Consider the following 17339-nt stretch of genomic DNA (forward strand, 5'->3'; position numbering starts at 1 on the left):
GTTCCGGGTCCGGTTGGTGGGTGGGCGGTCATGCCGGGGGGGGCGTGACTGGATGGCGGCGAGGTGGCCGAGCGCGCGCCTCCCGCGGAGAGGGTGGCTCGCCGCCCCGTCATCGCACTAGGCGGAAGAAGTTCTGGAGTTCCGTTACCCATACCTGCGGTTCCTCCAGCGCCGCGAAGTGGCCGCCGCGGGTGGGTTCGTTCCAGTAGCGGATGTCGGTGTAGCGGCGGGCCGCCCAGCGGCGGGACGGGCGGGGTACCTCGCGCGGGAAGACCGAGCATCCGGTGGGCACCGCGACCGTGTCCGAAGTGGACTTGCTGAACCACTCGGACACCTGCGCGAAGCTCTCCCAGTACAACCGCGCCGAGGACGCGCCGCTGCGGGTGAACCAGTACAGGCTCACGTTGTCGAGCAGCTGATCCCGCGTCAGTGCACTTCCGGTGTCCACCCACGAGTGGTACTTCTCCACGATCCACGCGCACAACGCCACCGGTGAGTCCACCAGGCCGTACCCCACGGTCTGCGGCTTCGTCGACTGCTCGGCCGAGTAGCCCGACTCCCGCGACTCCGCCACGGCGAGCGCGTCCAGCGCCTCCCGTTCCCGGGGCGACAGGTCGTCGAACGTCGCCGGGTCGGGGGCGGCGATCGGGGGCTGCACGTGGATCCCCGCCAGCACCTCCGGGTGCTGCTGCCCCAGCGCCGTGGTGACGCTGTTGCCCCAGTCGCTGCCGTGCGCCCCGTAGCGCGTGTACCCGAGCGAAGCCATCAGCGAGGCCCACGCGTCCGCGATCCGCTGCACACCCCAGCCCGGCGACGTGGGCTTGTCGCTGAAGCCGTAGCCGGGCAGCGTGGGCAGCACGAGGTGGAACGCGTCCGAAGCCGACCCGCCGTACGCCACCGGATCGGTCAGCGGCCCGATCACGTCCAGGTACTCCACGATCGACCCCGGCCAGCCGTTCGTCAGCACCAGCGGCAACGCGCCGGGGTGCGGCGAACGCACGTGCGCGAAGTGGATGCCCACCCCGTCCACCGTCGTCCGGTACTGCGGCAGCTCGTTCACCCGCTTCTCGAACGCCCGCCAGTCGTACCCGTCCGCCCAGTACGCGCACAACGACCGCAGGTACGCCAGCGGCACCCCCTGCGACCAGTCGTCCACCGTCTCGGCGTCCGGCCAGCGCGTGCGCTCCAGCCGGTCCCTCAGGTCCGCCAGTTCACCATCGTCGATCGCGATCCGGAATTCCTCCACGGGCCGACCATAACGGCACCCACCGACAATTCACGGCAACGCGGGCAGCACCTTGTCCAGCGTGATCGGCAGGTCCCGGATCCGCGCCCCGGTCGCGTGGAACACCGCGTTCGCCACCGCCGCCGCCGTGCCCACGATCCCGATCTCGCCGATCCCCTTGACCCCCAGCGCGTTCACGTGCGGGTCGTGCTCGTCGAGCCAGTGCGCCTGGATGTCGCCGGCGTCGGCGTTCACCGAGATGTGGTACTCGGCCAGGTCGTGGTTGACCACCTGCCCGAACCGCGGGTCCCACACGCTCTCCTCGTGCAGCGCCATGGACAGCCCCATCGTCATGCCGCCGAGGAACTGCGACCGCGCGGTCCGCGGGTTGACGATCCGCCCGGCGGCGAACACCCCGAGCAGCCGCGGCACCCGGATCTCGCCGGTGTCCGCGTGCACCCGCGCCTCGGCGAACTGCGCGCCGAACGCGTACATCGCGTACTCCTTGCGCGCCGGGTTGTCCCCGGTCGTCGCGTCGGCCTCGTCGCCGTCGGCGGGGTCGCGGCCGAACTTGTCGCGGAACGTGCGTGCCGCCTCGAACACCGCCGAACCCCACGTCGCGGTGCCCGTCGACCCGCCGGCCCGCGCCGCCTTCGGGTACGCCGTGTCGCCGAGGCGCATGTCGATCTCCTCGACCGGCACCTCCAGGGCCTCCGCGGCGATCTGCGGCAGCACCGTCCACGCGCCGGTCCCCAGGTCCGCCGCGCCGATCTCCACCGCGTACCGGCCGCCCTCGAACCGCACCACCGCGGTCGACCCGGGCCGCGTCGACGACGGGTACACCGACGACGCGACCCCGGTGCCGACCAGCCAGCCGTCCGCCATCCGCACGCCCGGCCGCGGGTCCCGCGAGTCCCAGCCGAACCGCCGGGCGCCCTCGCGCAGGCAGTCCACCAGGTGCCGGCTGGAGAACGGGCGGCCCGAATCGGGGTCCACCTCGGGCTCGTTGCGCACCCGCAACTCGACCGGGTCGATGCCCAGCTGGTGGGCCAGTTCGTCCATCGCCACCTCGGGCCCGAACATGCCGGGGCACTCGCCGGGCGCCCGCATCCACGACGGCACCGGCACGTCCAGCGCGGCCAGCCGGTGCGTGGTGCGGCGGTTCGGGGCGGCGTACATCATGCGCGCCGGCAACGCGGTCTGCTCCGCGAACTCCTTGATCCGCGAGGTCTGCTCGACCACGTCGAACCCGATCGCGGTCAGCCTGCCGTCACGCGTCGCGCCGAGCCGCATCTTCTGGATCGTCGGCGTCCGGTACCCGGCCAGCGAGAACATCTGCTGCCGCGTCAGCGCGAGCTTCACCGGCCGTCCCGGGTACGCCCGCGCGGCCATCGCGGCCAGCACCACGTTCGCGTGCGGCAGGCCCTTCGAACCGAACCCGCCGCCGACGTACGGGCACACCACCCGCACCCGCTCCTCGGGCAGCCCGAACACCTTCGCGATCGCCTTGCGCGACGGGTGCACGCCCTGCGTCGAGTCCCACAGGGTCAGGAAGTCGTTGTCCCACAACGCCGTCGTCGCGTGCGGCTCCAGCGGGTTGTTGTGGTACATCGCCGTGCGGTAGGTCTGCTCGACCGTCACGTCGGCGGAGGCCATCGCCGCGTCGACGTCGCCGGTGGCGGTGTCGGTGGGGAACGCGGGGTTGACCTTCTCCGGTTTGTACAGGTCGTCGCGGTCCGCGGACAGCTCGGTGTCGTGCTCGCGCTCGTCGTAGGTGGCGAACACCAGCTCCGCGCCGTGCCGCGCGATCTCCGAGGTCCGCGCGACCACCAGGCCGATCACCTGACCGCGGAAGGCGACCTCGCGGTCCTGCAGCACGGCCAGCTCGGCGTCCTCTGTGGACGCCAGCCGTTCGGCGGTGCGGTAGGTGATGACGTCCAGCACGCCGTCGAGCATCTCCGCCTCGGCGGTGTGGATCGCGGCGATCCGGCCGCGCGCCACGGTGGCCTGGACGGGGTGGCAGAACACCGGCGCGTCGACGGGGGTCTCGTAGGCGTAGGTGGCGGTGCCGGTGACCTTGCGCGCACTGTCCCGCCGCACCAGCGGTTCACCGATCATGACAGCTCCCGGAGCACGGCGACGAGGGTGCGGGTCAGCAGCGGGACCTTGAACTCGTTGCCGGGCAACGGCCGCGCCTGCGCCAGCACCCGCGCCGCGGCCGCGCGGAACGTCTCGTCGGTGGCGGGCGCGCCGCGCAGCACGTCCTCGGTCTGCCAGGCGCGCCACGGTTTGTGCGCGACACCGCCGAACGCGATCCGCGCGTCCGCGACCACGCCGTCCTCGACGTGCAGCAACGCGGCCACCGACACCAGCGCGAACGCGTAGGACGCGCGGTCGCGGACCTTGCGGTAGCGCTGCTTTCCGGCGGGCGGCGCGGGCAGGTCGATCGAGGTGATCAGGTCGCCGTGCGCCAGCACGGTGTCCCGCTCCGGCGAGTCGCCGGGCAGGCGGTGCAGTTCGGTGAACGGGATCGTGCGTTCGCCGTCCGGGCCGAGCACGCGCACCTCGGCGTCGAGTGCGGCCAGCGCGACCGCCAGATCGGAGGGATGCGTGGCGACGCAGTGCTCGGAGGCGCCGAGGATCGCGTGGTAGCGGGTGTAACCGCCGATCGCGGAGCACCCGGAGCCGGGCTCGCGCTTGTTGCACGGCGTCGTGACGTCCTGGAAGTACACGCACCGGGTGCGCTGCAACGGGTTCCCGCCGGTGGTGGCCATGTTGCGCAGCTGCCCGGACGCCCCGGCGAGCAGCGACTCGGCCAGCACCGGGTAGCGCGACCGGATGCGCGGGTCGGCGGCCAGGTCGCTGTTGCGCACCCCGGCGCCGATCGAGAGCACGCCGTCGCGTTCGGTGATCTCGGCCGAGGTCAGGTGGGTGACGTCGACGAGCCGTCCCGGGCGCGCGATGCCGAGCTTGAGGTGGTCGACCAGGTTCGTGCCCCCGGCCAGGAACACGGCGGACGGGTCGGCGGCGACGGCGCGGACGGCGGTGGCGGCGTCGGCGGGGGAGTCGTAGGTGAACGGCTTCACTCGGCCGCCTCCTCGATCGCGCCGACGATGCCCGCGTAGGCGGCGCACCGGCACAGGTTGCCGCTCATCCGCTCGGCGATCTCGGCGCGCGTCAGGGCGGGGCGGGCGCTCACGTCCGGGCTCGCGTGGCTCGGCCAGCCCTGCTTGACCTCGTCCAGCATGCCGACGGCGGAGCAAATCTGGCCCGGCGTGCAGTAGCCGCACTGGAACCCGTCGTGCTCCAGGAACGCGCGCTGCACCGGGTGCAGCTCACCGCCGGGAGCGAGCCCCGCGGCGGTGGTGACCTCGGCCCCGTTCTGCGCGACGGCCAGCGACAGGCACGACAGGATCCGGCGGCCGCCGACCAGGACCGTGCAGGCGCCGCACTGGCCGTGGTCGCAGCCCTTCTTCGGGCTGGTGATGCCGAGCCGGTCACGCAGGGCGTCCAGCAGGGTGGTGCGGCTGTCGAGCGTCAGCCGGTGGGTGGCGCCGTCGACACGCAAGGTGATCTCCGCGTCCATGACGTGGGGCGTACCCGGCGGGGCAGCCGCGAAACGGGCGATCAGACCGGAAGGGCAACCGCGCCGCTCTCGACGCGCCGTGTCCGGACGATCCGCGCGCCGACGGTGATGACCAGTACGAACGCGATGAGCGCGGTCAGCGAGCGCGCGACGTTGAACGCCTCCCACCGATGCAGGATCGACGCGTGGTCGGCCGGTGCCCCGGTGACCGCCCACACCTTGATCCGTCCGTTGATCGGGACGTTGCCGAACCGGGTGATCAGCAACGATGCCAGCGCCAGCGCACCAGCCGCGCCCGCCAGATACCGCGACGCGCCACGGCTGAGCACGGCCAGCGCGAGCGAACTCAGGATCGCCAGCGCCATCGTCGTCTGCATGACCACGCCGTTGAGGTGCATGAGGGCCGTGTGGAAGGTCAGGCGCACGTCGAGCGGCACCGCGTTGAACGCGGACACCAGGTTGACGGCGCCATAGCCGAAGGCTCCCGCCAGCAGGCCGGTGGCCAGCAACGCGAAGGCGGTGACGTACCGGACCATGGGAGCCTCCTATTGCTGAGTTTCTACTCAGAAAATATAGCGTGCTCGGACGCGGGTGGTCCAGCGGAATGTGCGGGGTCAGCCCGGGAGCAGGCCCGGCAGGAGGGTCTCCACCACCTGTGCCGTGCCCGCGACCCCGGGAGTGCCGCCCAGCACGCGGTACACGGCGCGCTGGTGGGCCGTGCCGAGGATGATCAGGGCGACGGCGTCCAGGTCGGCATCGGCGCGCACCCGGCCGAGATCCCGTTCCCTGGCGAGGTAGTCCACGACGGGTGCGAGGCCGCGGCGCGGACCGATGTCGGCCTCGGCGCTGCGCTTCGTGAAGAGATCACGCAGCTCGTGGTCGGCCTGCACCACGGCCAGGACCGGCGTGATGCGCGTGTAGAACGCCTCCAGGCTGTCGAGCAGTTCGACGAGGTTGTCCCGCACGCTGCCGTGCCCGGCCCGCCGGCCGACCTCCGCCGCCACCTCCTTGTACCGCGGCAGATGCAGGTGGACCACGGCGCGCAGCAGCCCGAGCCGGTCCCCGAAGTGGTAGAAGATGCTCGACTCGGCCACCCCGGCCCGCCGGGCGATCTCCTTCGTCGACAGGCGGGCGACGCCGGCTTCGGCGAGGATTTCCTCGGCCGCGGCCAGCACCGCCTCCCGCACCCCTGTCCTGGGCCGCCCCGGTCGCCGCGCGTCTGTCGCCACGCGGTCATCCTGCCAGCGGGGCCGTCCGCGGCCCGCCTTCGTGGGAAAATGCCCGGATGCGGCAGATCGGGAACGACGCCAACCTCGCCGGGAAGATCCTCGACGAGCTCAAGACCGCCATCGTCAACGGTGAACTCGTCGCGGGCAGCCTGTACTCGGTGCACGACCTCGCCGAGCGGCTCGGCGTGTCCCGGACGCCGGTGCGCGAGGCGCTGATCCAGCTGGCCGAGCGCGGCATGGTGCGGTTCGAACGCAACCGGGGCGTGCGGATCCTCCAGACCTCCCTGCACGACCTGGAGGAGGTCTTCGCCATCCGGCTGCTGCTCGAGGTCCCGGCGACCTACCGCGCCGTCACCCAGCGCACCACGGCCTGGGTCAAGGAGCTGGGCGCCCAGCTCAAGGCGATGCGCGCCGCCGCGGACAAGCACGACGAAGCCACCTTCATGGCCGCCGACCGGCGCTTCCACCTGATCATCAACGAGGCGTCCGGCAACCTGCGCCTCGCCCGCTACATCGACTCGCTGCGCGACATGGTCCTGCTGCGCGGCACTTCCACCGTCGACACCTCGCGCAGCCTGCACGACATCCTCGCCGAGCACGAGGAGATCTTCACGCTCATCGGGGCGGGCAAGGCCGACGAGGCGGCCGAGTCCATGCGCGCCCACCTGCTGCACACCGGCCGTCTGCTGATCGGCCAGGAGGCGGCAGCGAGCGGGGACGCGGTGCCGCCGGTCTCGTTGGAGTGGACCGGCTACCCACGTCGTTGACGAGTAGCATGCTACATGCCACTCTGTGCTCGGCCCTGCCCTGACGCGCAAGGAGGCGCAGATGACGGCACCGAGCAAGGTCCACCTGCTCAAGACCGGAACCATGGAGTGCGACCAGACCTGGCTGCTGCTCAAGCCGGGCGCGACCATCACCGACCGCTCGAACACCCGCAAGGAAGCGGTGTGGACGACCTGCCCGACCCACGCGGTGCTCATCGAGCACCCGGACGGTCGCATCCTCTGGGACACCGGCGTCCCGCAGGACTGGGAGACCCGCTGGGCGCCGACCGGGCTGCAGGAGTTCTTCCCGGTCCAGGAGGGCACCACCTACCTGCAGGACTCGCTGGCCGCTCTGGAGCTGACGCCGGACGACATCGACGTGGTCGTGCTGTCCCACCTGCACTTCGACCACTCGGCGAACGTGAAGCTGTTCGCAGGCGGCAAGACCCGGTTCATCGTCAACCGCGACGAGCACGAGGGCGCGTTCGGCTTCGACGGGCCGTTCCAGGGCGCCCACGTCAAGGTCGACTACGAGGGCATCGACTACGAACTGGTCTCCGGGGACGCCGAAATCGCGCCGGGGGTCAGCGTCATCGCGACACCGGGCCACACCTGGGGGACGATGTCCCTGCGGGTGGACCTGCCGGAGGCGGGCACCAAGATCTTCACCTCCGACGCCGTCTACCTCAGCGAGAGCTGGGGCCCGCCGGCCATCGGCGCCGCGATCGTCTGGGACAGCGTGCGCTGGCTGGAGTCGGTGGAGAAGCTGCGCCGCATCGCCGAGGAGACGAACGCCGAGGTGATCTTCGGGCACGACCCGGAGCAGGCCACCAAGCTTCCGTTCGCCCCCGACGGGTACTTCGGCTGAAAGGCACGGGGATGACCGAATACCTCAACGAGACCGTCTTCACCTGGGGCGCCACGCCGCTGAAGTTCGGCGCCGGTGCCGTCGACGAGATCGGCTGGGACCTCGCGCAGATGGGCGCGGAGCGGGTCCTCATCGTCACCGACCCGGGGGTCGCCGCGACCGGCGTGCCGCAGCGGGTCGCCGACGCCGCCAAGGCCGGCGGGCTGACCGTCGAGGTCTACGACCAGGTGCACGTCGAGCCGACCGACGCCAGCATCCAGGCCGCGGTGGACTTCGCCAAGCAGTCGGAGTGGGACGGGTTCATCGCCGTCGGCGGCGGCTCGTCGATCGACACCGCCAAGGCCATCAACCTGATGACCACCTACCCGGCCGACCTCTACGACTACGTCAACAAACCGATCGGGCAGGGCAAGGCGCCGGCCGGGCCGCTCAAGCCGCTGGTCGCGGTGCCGACCACGGCCGGCACCGGCTCGGAGACGACGCCGGTGTGCATCATGGACTTCCTCGACCTGAAGGTGAAGTCCGGCATCAGCCACCCGCGGCTGCGGCCGTCGATGGCGGTCGTCGACCCGCTGCTCACGCTGAGCATGCCGCCCGAGGTGACCGCGGCCAGCGGCATGGACGTGCTGTGCCACGCGCTGGAGTCCTACACGGCCAAGCCGTTCGACTCCTTCGCCCGGCACCGCCCGGAGACCCGGGTCGCCTACTGCGGGTCCAACCCGATCTCCGACGCCTGGACCGAGCAGGCGCTGACCCTGCTGGCCCGCTCGTTCCGCAAGGCCGTGCTCAACGGCGGCGACCTGGCCGCGCGCACGGACATGATGCTGGCCGCGACCTTCGCCGGCATGGGCTTCGGCAACGCCGGTGTGCACATCCCGCACGCCTGCGCCTACCCGATCGCCGGGCGGGTGAAGGAGTACCGGCCGAAGAACTACCCGCAGGACGAGGCGATGGTCCCGCACGGCGAGTCGGTGTCGCTGACCGCGCCGGCCGCGTTCCGGTTCACCTTCCCGACCAGCCCGGACAAGCACCTGCGGGCCGCGCGGATCCTCGACCCGCACGCGCCCCAGCAGCGTGACCCGGTGGACCAGCTGCCGTTCGTCCTGTCGTCGCTGATGCGGGACATCGGCACCCCGAACGGGATAGGTGGCGTCGGCTACGACGAGAGCGACATCCCGGACCTGGTCGACGGCACGCTCAAGCAGGAGCGGCTGCTGGCCACGGCCCCGCGGCCGGTGCGCGGCGAGGACCTCGAAGCGATCTTCGCCCAGTCGATCGAGAACTGGTGATCCGATGCCGATCTACGACTACTCCTGTGAGTGCGGGAACCGGTTCGAGGCGCTCGTGCCGTCGTTCTCCTCGCCCGCGCCGGCCTGCGGATGCGGGTCGGTGCCGCACCGGCTGCCGCCCGCGGTGCGGCTCGGCGGGGTCGCCTCGGCCGGGCCCAGCCGGGACGACGCGCCGAAGAGCTGGCGCGGGACCGGCAACGGCGACCGGGAGACGGTGCGGCACTGGCACCGGCAGATGACCCGGCGGGAGAAGCTGGAGCAGAAGTACCCGGAGCTGGCCGGTGACCGCCGTCCGGTGCTCGCCCACGAGGGCCGGTTCGCCGCCGCGCCGCTGCGCGCCGGTGATCCGCTGCCGGGGGATCCGGCTTCATGACGGTGGTCGCGGACGAGCGGGTGGCCCGGTTCCTGGCGGAGCTGGGCCGCGCGCTCACCGGTGAGGTGGAGTCCGGCACGACGGCACGTGCGACCTACAGCATGGACGCGTCGAACTACCGGCACGTGCCGCTGGCCGTCGTGTTCCCGTCCACTGTGGAGGATCTGGCGACGACCGTCCGGCTGTGCCGGGAGTTCCGGATCCCCATCACCGCGCGCGGTGCCGGCACCAGCATCGGCGGTCAGGCGCTCGGCGAGGGCGTGGTCATCGACTACAGCCGGCACCTGAACCGGGTGCTGGAGATCGACCCGGAGGCGCGGACCGCGCGCGTGCAACCCGGGGTGGTGCTGGACGCCCTGCGGGCGGCGGCCGCGCCACACGGGCTGACGTTCGGGCCGGATCCGTCGACCCACAGCCGGTGCACGATCGGCGGGATGGTCGGCAACGACGCGTGCGGGTCGCACTCGGTGGCGTGGGGGCGGACCGCGGACAACGTGGTCGAGCTGGACGTGCTGACCGCCGACGGGACGCGGCTGACCATCGGCCCGTCGCTGCCGGACGATCCGCGGGTGGCCGCGTCGAAGCAGCTCGCGCTGGACAACCTCGCGCTGCTGCGCACGTCGTTCCCGTCGATCCCGCGGCGCGTGTCGGGGTACGCGCTGGACCAGCTGCTGCCGGAGAACGGCACGAACCTGGTCCGCGCGCTGGTCGGCACCGAGGGCACGTGCGTGCTGCTGACCGAGATCACCGTGCGGCTGGTGCCCGCGCCCGCGGCTCGCGCGCTGGTCGTCGCGGGGTACGCCGACGACGTCGCGGCCGCCGACGCCGTGCCGTCGGTGCTGCCGCTGAAGCCGTTGACCGTCGAGGGCATGGGCCGCGACCTCATCGACTCGCTGCTGATGCGCCGGTCCCACCCGGCGGTCGACCTGCTGCCCGCGGGGCGCGGGTGGCTGTTCGTCGAGGTCGGGGGAGCGGATCCGGCGGAGGCGGCGGCCGCGGCGGCCGAGGTCGCGGCGGTGCTGGAGCGGGAGACCGGGGCGGCGACGGTCGTGGAGACGCGGCCGGCCGACCAGCGGGTGCTGTGGTCGGTGCGCGAGGCCGCGGCCGGGATCGTGACCCGGATGCCGGACGGGTCGGAGGCGTGGCCGGGATGGGAGGACTCCGCGGTCCCGCCCGCCAACCTCGGCGGGTACCTGCGGGATTTCCGGGCGCTGCTGGGGAAGTACGGGTTGCGCGGTGTCCCGTATGGACACTTCGGTGAGGGCTGCGTGCACGTGCGCATCAACTTCGGCCTGACCACCGAGGAGGGGCGCCGGCAGTTCCGCGGGTTCATGGAGGACGCGGCCGATCTCGTGGTGCGGCACGGCGGGTCGCTGTCCGGCGAGCACGGCGACGGGCAGGCGCGCGCGGAGCTGCTGTCGCGGATGTACCCGCCGGAGATCCTGGCGCTGTTCGAGCGGTTCAAGGCGATCTGGGACCCCGGCGACCTGTTCAACCCCGGCAACCTGGTGCGGCCCCGGAAACTGGACGCGGACCTCCGGTTCGACGGGCCGGTGCGCTCGCTGCCGGTCACGCTGAAGTACCCGCACGACGGCGGCAGCGTCGCGACCGCGACCCGGCGGTGCGTCGGAGTCGGGGCCTGTGTCGACAAGTCGTCCGGCGTGATGTGCCCGAGCTACATGGTCACCGGGCGCGAGGAGCATTCCACGCGCGGACGATCGCGGTTGTTGTTCGAGATGATGCGCGGGGAGACGGTCACCGACGGGTGGCGGTCGTCCGAGGTGCTCGAAGCGCTCGACTTGTGCCTGGCGTGCAAGGGATGCCTGTCCGACTGTCCGGTCAACGTGGACATGGCTTCGTACAAGGCGGAGTTCCTGCACCAGCACTACGCGGGGCGGATGCGCCCGGCGAGCCACTACACGCTCGGGTTCCTGCCGGTGCTGGCGCGGCTGGCGTCGGGCGCGCCGCGGCTGGCGAACCGCGTGCTGGGCGGGCGGTTGTCCGGGCTGGTGAAGAAGGCAGGCGGGATCACGCCGGAGCGGTCGCTGCCCCGGTTCGCGCCGCGCACGTTCCGGCGCGGGTTCCGCGCGCAGGAGCGGGGGCGCCCGCGGGTGGTGCTGTGGCCGGACACGTTCACGAACTTCCTGTCGCCCGAGGTCGGGCACGACGCGGTGCGGGTGCTGGAGCACGCCGGATTCGACGTGGTGCTGCCGTCGTCGTCGGTGTGCTGCGGGCTGACCTGGATCTCGACCGGGCAGCTCGGGGTGGCGCGCCGGGTGCTGCGGCGGACGGTGCGGGTGCTGCGGGCGGAGCTGGAGGCGGGCACGCCCATCGTGGGGCTGGAGCCGAGCTGCCTGGCGGTGTTCCGGCACGACTCGCGCGAGCTGCTGGACGACGGCGAGCTGCACGGGCTGCCGTCGCGGGCGTTCACGCTGGCGGAGTTCCTGGAGAAGTACGCGCCGGACGTGGAGTTCCCGCAGGTGGAGGCGTCGGCGATCACGCAGCAGCACTGCCACCAGCACGCGGTGATGGGTAACGCGGCGGACGAGCGGTTGTTGCGCCGGGTGGGGGTGGCGAACCGGACGCTGGACTCCGGGTGCTGCGGGCTGGCCGGGAACTTCGGGGTGGAGAAGGGGCACTACGAGGTGTCGGTCGCCGCGGCGCGGCGGGTGCTGGTGCCGGAGGTGGAGGCCGCCCCGGAGGACACGATGGTCCTCGCGGACGGCTTCAGCTGCCGCACCCAGATCGACGACCTCACCGGGCGGCGGGCGCTGCACCTGGCGCAGGTGCTGGCCCGCGCCCTGGACCGCGGTGGGGCCTAGAACCGCGTTGACCCCGCTGTCCAGGACGCCCTAGGATCATTCCGTCGCGCCTCTCCGGGCTCTGCCCCGCGACTCGTCTCGACTGCGGTGTTCCGGTTCTGCCCGCATCGACACCCTCCCCGCACGCCGGTTCTTCAGCCCTGCCCGAGAACGGAGTGAAACCCATGCCCAGCAACAGAATCACCGATGGCGCGGAACGCGCGATCATCGAAAACATGCTCGATCGCAACCGCGCGGCGCTGATCGCGTCCGTGCGCGGCCTCTCCGAAGCCGACGCCCGCCGCCGGCTCGTCGCGTCCCTCACCACACCCGTTTCCTTGATCAAGCACGCCGCGGCCGCCGAACGGATCTGGTTCCAGCGGTTCTGGGCGGGGCTCGACGAGTCCGAATGCGACGGGTACTCGAACCGGGACGAGGGCACCTTCGCCGTCGCCGCCGACGAGTCCGTGGCTGACGTGATCGCCGAGTTCGAACGCGCCAGCGAACGATCACGCGAGATCGCCGCCCGCTTCGACCTCGACGACACCAAGCACAATCCCCGTGAGGGAACGGTCAGCATGCGGTGGACGCTGCTCTCGATGATCGAGGAGTTCGCGCGGCACGCGGGGCACGGCGACATCCTCCGCGAACAGATCGAGCACGCTCCGCCCGTGGCGTAGGCGAGGACCACGCCGCCCAGGCATCGCCACGGCCTCCTGGGGACCCCCGGACGGGGGCAACTTCTCGACCCGTCCCGTTAACCGCTGCTAACGTGGCTCGGTCATCGGCGCCAAAGGAGGCGAGGATGGAGGACGCCGCGCTGCGGCCCGAGATCGCGTCGTCGTGGCGGCGGGCCGAGCTGTCCGGGCTCCGGCCGGACGCCGCGGTCGACCGGCTGACCGTCGAGGACATCGACCGGCGCAGCAGGCTCGTCCTCGCCGCCGAACCGGTCCTCGACCAGGCCAGCCGCGAGCTCGCCGGCACCGCGTTCGGCCTCGTCCTGGCCGACCGCGACGCCTGGATCGTCGACCGCCGCTTCGGTGAGCGCCACCTGGAGGCGACCTTCGACCGCATCGGCGTCGTGCCCGGCACCCGCTTCACCGAGGAGAACACCGGCACCAACTCGATCGCCACCGTCTTCGAGCTGCGCCAGGGCCTCGCCGTGCACGGGCACGAGCACTTCATCGACAGCTTCAAGCCCTTCGCCTGCTACGGCCACCCGATCACGCACCCGGTGACCCGCCGGCTGGAGGGCGTCCTCGACATCACCTGCCTCGCCGGCCACGCGAATCCGCTGCTCGGCCCGTTCCTGCGCCGCGCGGTCGCCGACATCGAACAGCGCCTGCTGGCCGCCTCGCGCGCCGCCGAGCAGCGCATGCTCGCCGCCTACCAGGCCGCCGCCCTCAACCGCCTGCGCCCGGTCCTGGTCCTGGGCGACGACGTGGTGCTCGCCAACGCCGCCGCCACCGACCTGCTCGACGCCGCCGACCACGCCGTCCTGCGTGGGCTCGCGATGGACGCCCCGTTCGGTGTCCGGCAGGCGCGCAGCGTCCGGCTGTCCTCGGGCCGGGTCGCGGACGTGTCGTTCGAGCGCATCAGCGGCGCGTCCGGCGTGCTGTTCGAGCTGGAACCGCCCACCGTGCAGGCGATCCCGCGCCGCGTCACCCCGCGGCCGGTGCAGCGCGACTTCGCGGCCTACCGCGAGCAGCGCACGCACGTGCTCATCAGCGGCGAGCCCGGCACCGGCCGTTCGACCGTGGCCCGCGAGCTGGCGGGCGATTCGGCGCCGGCCGTGCTCGACGCCGTCGACGCCCAGCACTGGGCGCCCACCCTCGACCAGCTCGCCGCGTCGCACACCGGGCTGCTGGTGGTCGAGAACATCGCGCTGCTGCCGTCCGAGGCCGCCGCCCGGGTCGCCGCGATCATGGACCGCGGTGCGTGCTGGGTCGCGCTCACCGGCCCGCCGCCGTCCGAGCTGACCGGACCCGCCGCCGACCTCGCCAGCCGCTGCATCGCCCGCCGCGAGCTGGCTCCGCTGCGCTCCCGGCGGGACGAGTTGCCTGCCCTGGTCGCGGTGATGCTGGCCGATCTCGGGTCCACGCTCCGGTTCGTCCCGCGCACGCTGGAGGTGCTGGCCGCGCAGCCGTGGCCGGGGAACCTGCGTGAGCTGAAGGCGCTGCTGCGGCACATCGCGGCTAGCCGGGCGTGTGGGGACGTGCTGCCGCGCGACCTGCCCGAGGCCTACCAGGGCAGCCCGGAAGCACGCCGGCTGACGCCGATCGAGCAACTCGAACACGACGCGATCGCCGCGGCGCTGCGGGACTGCGGCGGGAACAAGGCCCAGGCCGCCAAGCTGCTCGGCATCAGCCGCTCGACGCTGCACCGCCGGGTCCGGAGCCTGCGGCTGAGCTGACCCGCAGCCGGGAACCAGCCCGCCGCGGCGGGCGTCACTGTGTCAACTTGACACGGTTAGCTCGTTGTTGCGCAGGTCACCATTACCGCCACGTCCACGACGAGGAGGTTGGTGTGACTGCGGTAGCGGAGCAGGCCGTGCGGCCGGCGGTGCGGGAGTTCGTGTCCGGAACCAAGCAGCTGCTGATCGGCGGGCAGTGGGTGAACGCGGCGTCGGGCCGGACGTTCCCCACCTTCGACCCCGCCACGGGGGAGAAGATCACCGAGGAGGCGCACGGCGCCGCCGAGGACGTCGACCGCGCGGTGGCCGCGGCGCGGCGCGCGTTCGACGACGGGCCGTGGTCCCGCACCACCCCGTCGGAGCGGCAGCGCCTGATCTGGCGCATGGGCGACCTGCTGCTGGACCGCGCCGAGCAGTTCGCGCAGCTGGAGGCGCTCGACAACGGCAAGTCGGTGGCCGTCGCGCAGGGGGTCGACGTCGCCTGGTCGGCCGACATCTTCCACTACTACGCGGGATGGGCGACCAAGATCGAGGGCCGCACGATCACCCCTTCGGTGCCGTGGATCCCGGGCAGCCAGTGGCACGCCTACACGCTGCGTGAACCGGTCGGGGTGTGCGCGCAGATCATCCCGTGGAACTTCCCGCTGGTGATGGCCGCGTTCAAGCTGGCCCCCGCGCTCGCGGCGGGCAACACGGTCATCCTCAAGCCGGCCGAACAGACCCGCTCACCGCGCTGCTGCTGGGCGAGCTGTTCTGCGAAGCCGGGTTCCCGGACGGCGTGGTCAACATCGTCACCGGGTTCGGCGACGCGGGCGCGGCGCTGGCCGCGCACGACGACGTCGACAAGGTCGCCTTCACCGGCTCCACCGAGGTGGGCAAGAAGATCGTCGACGCGGCCAAGGGCAACCTGAAGAAGGTGTCGCTGGAGCTGGGCGGCAAGAGCCCCAACATCGTGTTCGCCGACGCCGACCTCGAAGCCGCGATCCCCGGTTCGGCCAACGCCTGGCTGTTCAACCACGGCCAGTGCTGCGTGGCCGGCACGCGGTTGTTCGTCGAGGAGTCCATCTTCGACGAGTTCACCCAGGGCGTCGCCGAGTTCGCCGGCCAGGTCAAGATCGGCCCCGGCCTGGACCCGGCCACGCAGCTCGGCCCGCTCGTGTCGCAGGAGCAGCTCGACCGGGTCACCAGCTACCTGCGGCAGGGCCTCGCCGACGGCGCCCGCGCCCTCACCGGCGGCGGCCGTCACGGCGATTCCGGCTACTACGTCGAGCCGACGGTGCTGGTGGACGTGCGCGAGGACATGAGCGTGGTGCGCGAGGAGATCTTCGGGCCGGTGGTGGCCGCGATCCCGTTCTCGGCCGAGGACGGTCTCGCCGCGGCCGCGAACAACACCGAGTACGGCCTCGCCGCCGGCATCTGGACGCGGGACATCTCCAAGGCGCACCGGGTGGCCAAGCAGATCAAGGCCGGTTCGGTGTGGGTCAACTGCTACAACGGCTTCGACACCGCGATCCCGTTCGGCGGGTACAAGCAGTCCGGCTGGGGCCGCGAGCTCGGCGCCGAGGCCATCGACCTCTACACCCAGACCAAAGCCGTCAACGTCGCGCTCTGAGGAGAATTCCCATGAAGGTCAAGGCAGCTGTTCTGACGGACTTCAAGACCCCGTTCGAGATCACCGAGCTGGACCTGGACGGCCCGCGGGAGGGTGAGGTCCTCATCCGGTACGTCGCGGCCGGGTTGTGCCACTCGGACCTGCACCTGTCCGACGGCGACCTGCCGCCGCGGTTCCCGATCGTCGGCGGGCACGAGGGCGCCGGGATCATCGAAGAGGTCGGGCCGGGGGTGACGAAGGTCAAGCCCGGCGATCATGTCGTGTGCTCGTTCATCCCGAACTGCGGCACGTGCCGCTACTGCGCCACCGGGCACCAGAGCCTGTGCGACATGGGCGCGACGATCCTGGAGGGCAGCTTCCCGGACGGCAGTTTCCGGTTCCACTCCGGCGGGGTGGACTACGGCCAGATGTGCATGCTGGGCACGTTCGCCGAGTACTCCACGATTTCGCAGCACTCGGTGGTCAAAGTGGACGAAAGCGTGCCGCTGGAGACCGCGGTGCTCGTCGGCTGCGGGGTGCCGACCGGGTGGGGCACGGCGGTGTACGCGGGTGACGTGCGCCCGGGCGAAACCGTGGTGGTGTACGGGATCGGCGGAATCGGCATCAACTCGGTGCAGGGCGCGGCACACGCCGGGGCGAAGCACGTCGTGGTGGTCGATCCGTTGGCGTTCAAGCGGGACACCGCGTTGAAGCTGGGCGCCACGCACGCGTTCGCCACCGCCGCGGAGGCGCACGAAGTGGTGGCGGAGCTGACCCGGGGCCAGGGCGCGGACAAGGCGCTGGTCACGGTCGGGGTGGTGGACGAGGAGGTCATGTCGGCGGCGTTCGACGTCGTCGGCAAGGGCGGGGTGGTCGTGGTGACGGGCCTGGCCGACCCCGCGAAGGCGACGATCCACGTCTCCGGCGCGGTGCTGACCCTGTGGGAGAAGACGATCAAGGGCAGCCTGTTCGGCAGTGGGAATCCGCAGCGGGACATCCTGAAGATGCTGGACCTGTACCAGGCCGGGACGTTGAAGCTGGACGAGCTGGTGACCAGTCGCTACCGGCTGGAGGACGTGAACCAGGGGTACGAGGACCTGGTGGCGGGGAAGAACATCCGGGGCGTGGTGGTGCACGGCCAGTAGGAAGGGAGGCGGGGGAGGAGGAACGGGCGGTCGGCGAGGCAAGGGTCTCGGG

General features: G+C 71.9%; 14 protein-coding genes and 1 pseudogene. 9 read left to right on the forward strand and 6 right to left on the reverse strand.

Annotated elements, in window-relative coordinates:
• Window positions 1-109: 109 nt before the first annotated feature.
• From D0D15_RS32035 to D0D15_RS32060, 6 genes are all read right to left on the reverse strand, one after another.
• Window positions 110-1246: an epoxide hydrolase family protein gene (locus tag D0D15_RS32035; RefSeq protein WP_094004832.1), complete on the reverse strand. Its 1137-nt coding sequence runs from the start codon at window positions 1244-1246 to the stop codon at window positions 110-112.
• 30 nt (window positions 1247-1276) lie between these two features.
• On the reverse strand, window positions 1277-3343 hold the full coding sequence (locus tag D0D15_RS32040) for a xanthine dehydrogenase family protein molybdopterin-binding subunit (RefSeq protein ID WP_115944984.1): 2067 nt from the start codon (window positions 3341-3343) through the stop codon (window positions 1277-1279).
• Window positions 3340-4311 (reverse strand): FAD binding domain-containing protein, encoded by a 972-nt coding sequence (locus tag D0D15_RS32045; protein WP_115944985.1) that lies wholly within the window; start codon window positions 4309-4311, stop codon window positions 3340-3342. The genes D0D15_RS32040 and D0D15_RS32045 overlap by 4 nt, the downstream gene beginning before the upstream one ends.
• Entirely contained in the window at window positions 4308-4811 is a 504-nt protein-coding gene (locus tag D0D15_RS32050) for a 2Fe-2S iron-sulfur cluster-binding protein (protein WP_094004835.1), read from the reverse strand. The genes D0D15_RS32045 and D0D15_RS32050 overlap by 4 nt, the downstream gene beginning before the upstream one ends.
• Window positions 4812-4852: 41 nt before the next feature.
• On the reverse strand, window positions 4853-5347 hold the full coding sequence (locus D0D15_RS32055) for an anthrone oxygenase family protein (RefSeq protein WP_094004836.1): 495 nt from the start codon (window positions 5345-5347) through the stop codon (window positions 4853-4855).
• A gap of 78 nt (window positions 5348-5425) precedes the next feature.
• The gene (locus D0D15_RS32060) at window positions 5426-6040 is read right to left on the reverse strand and encodes a TetR/AcrR family transcriptional regulator (protein ID WP_233157181.1); all 615 of its coding nucleotides are present in this window, start codon (window positions 6038-6040) and stop codon (window positions 5426-5428) included.
• A gap of 56 nt (window positions 6041-6096) precedes the next feature.
• Between D0D15_RS32060 and D0D15_RS32065 the strand changes: the two genes are divergently transcribed.
• From D0D15_RS32065 to D0D15_RS32105, 9 genes and pseudogenes are all read left to right on the forward strand, one after another.
• Window positions 6097-6807, forward strand: a complete 711-nt coding sequence (locus D0D15_RS32065; RefSeq protein WP_094004838.1) for a GntR family transcriptional regulator — start codon at window positions 6097-6099, stop codon at window positions 6805-6807.
• A gap of 61 nt (window positions 6808-6868) precedes the next feature.
• Window positions 6869-7675, forward strand: a complete 807-nt coding sequence (locus D0D15_RS32070) for an N-acyl homoserine lactonase family protein (RefSeq protein ID WP_094004839.1) — start codon at window positions 6869-6871, stop codon at window positions 7673-7675.
• 11 nt (window positions 7676-7686) lie between these two features.
• Window positions 7687-8964, forward strand: coding sequence for a hydroxyacid-oxoacid transhydrogenase (locus D0D15_RS32075; RefSeq protein ID WP_094004840.1), 1278 nt, complete (start codon window positions 7687-7689; stop codon window positions 8962-8964).
• A 4-nt stretch (window positions 8965-8968) separates the two neighbouring features.
• Window positions 8969-9337, forward strand: coding sequence for an FmdB family zinc ribbon protein (locus D0D15_RS32080; RefSeq protein WP_094004841.1), 369 nt, complete (start codon window positions 8969-8971; stop codon window positions 9335-9337).
• Window positions 9334-12159, forward strand: a complete 2826-nt coding sequence (locus D0D15_RS32085; protein WP_115944986.1) for an FAD-binding and (Fe-S)-binding domain-containing protein — start codon at window positions 9334-9336, stop codon at window positions 12157-12159. Before D0D15_RS32080 ends, D0D15_RS32085 begins: the two co-directional genes overlap by 4 nt.
• A gap of 164 nt (window positions 12160-12323) precedes the next feature.
• The gene (locus D0D15_RS32090; protein ID WP_094004843.1) at window positions 12324-12818 is read left to right on the forward strand and encodes a DinB family protein; all 495 of its coding nucleotides are present in this window, start codon (window positions 12324-12326) and stop codon (window positions 12816-12818) included.
• Window positions 12819-12943: 125 nt separating this feature from the next.
• On the forward strand, window positions 12944-14551 hold the full coding sequence (locus tag D0D15_RS32095) for a sigma-54-dependent Fis family transcriptional regulator (protein ID WP_115944987.1): 1608 nt from the start codon (window positions 12944-12946) through the stop codon (window positions 14549-14551).
• Between the two features lie 113 nt (window positions 14552-14664).
• A pseudogene (locus tag D0D15_RS32100) lies at window positions 14665-16163 on the forward strand (aldehyde dehydrogenase family protein).
• Between the two features lie 11 nt (window positions 16164-16174).
• Window positions 16175-17287 (forward strand): NDMA-dependent alcohol dehydrogenase, encoded by a 1113-nt coding sequence (locus D0D15_RS32105; RefSeq protein ID WP_094004845.1) that lies wholly within the window; start codon window positions 16175-16177, stop codon window positions 17285-17287.
• Window positions 17288-17339: the final 52 nt, after the last annotated feature.

Source organism: Amycolatopsis thermalba (genome assembly GCF_003385215.1).
In the GTDB taxonomy this organism is placed as follows: Bacteria; Actinomycetota; Actinomycetes; order Mycobacteriales; family Pseudonocardiaceae; genus Amycolatopsis_E; species Amycolatopsis_E thermalba.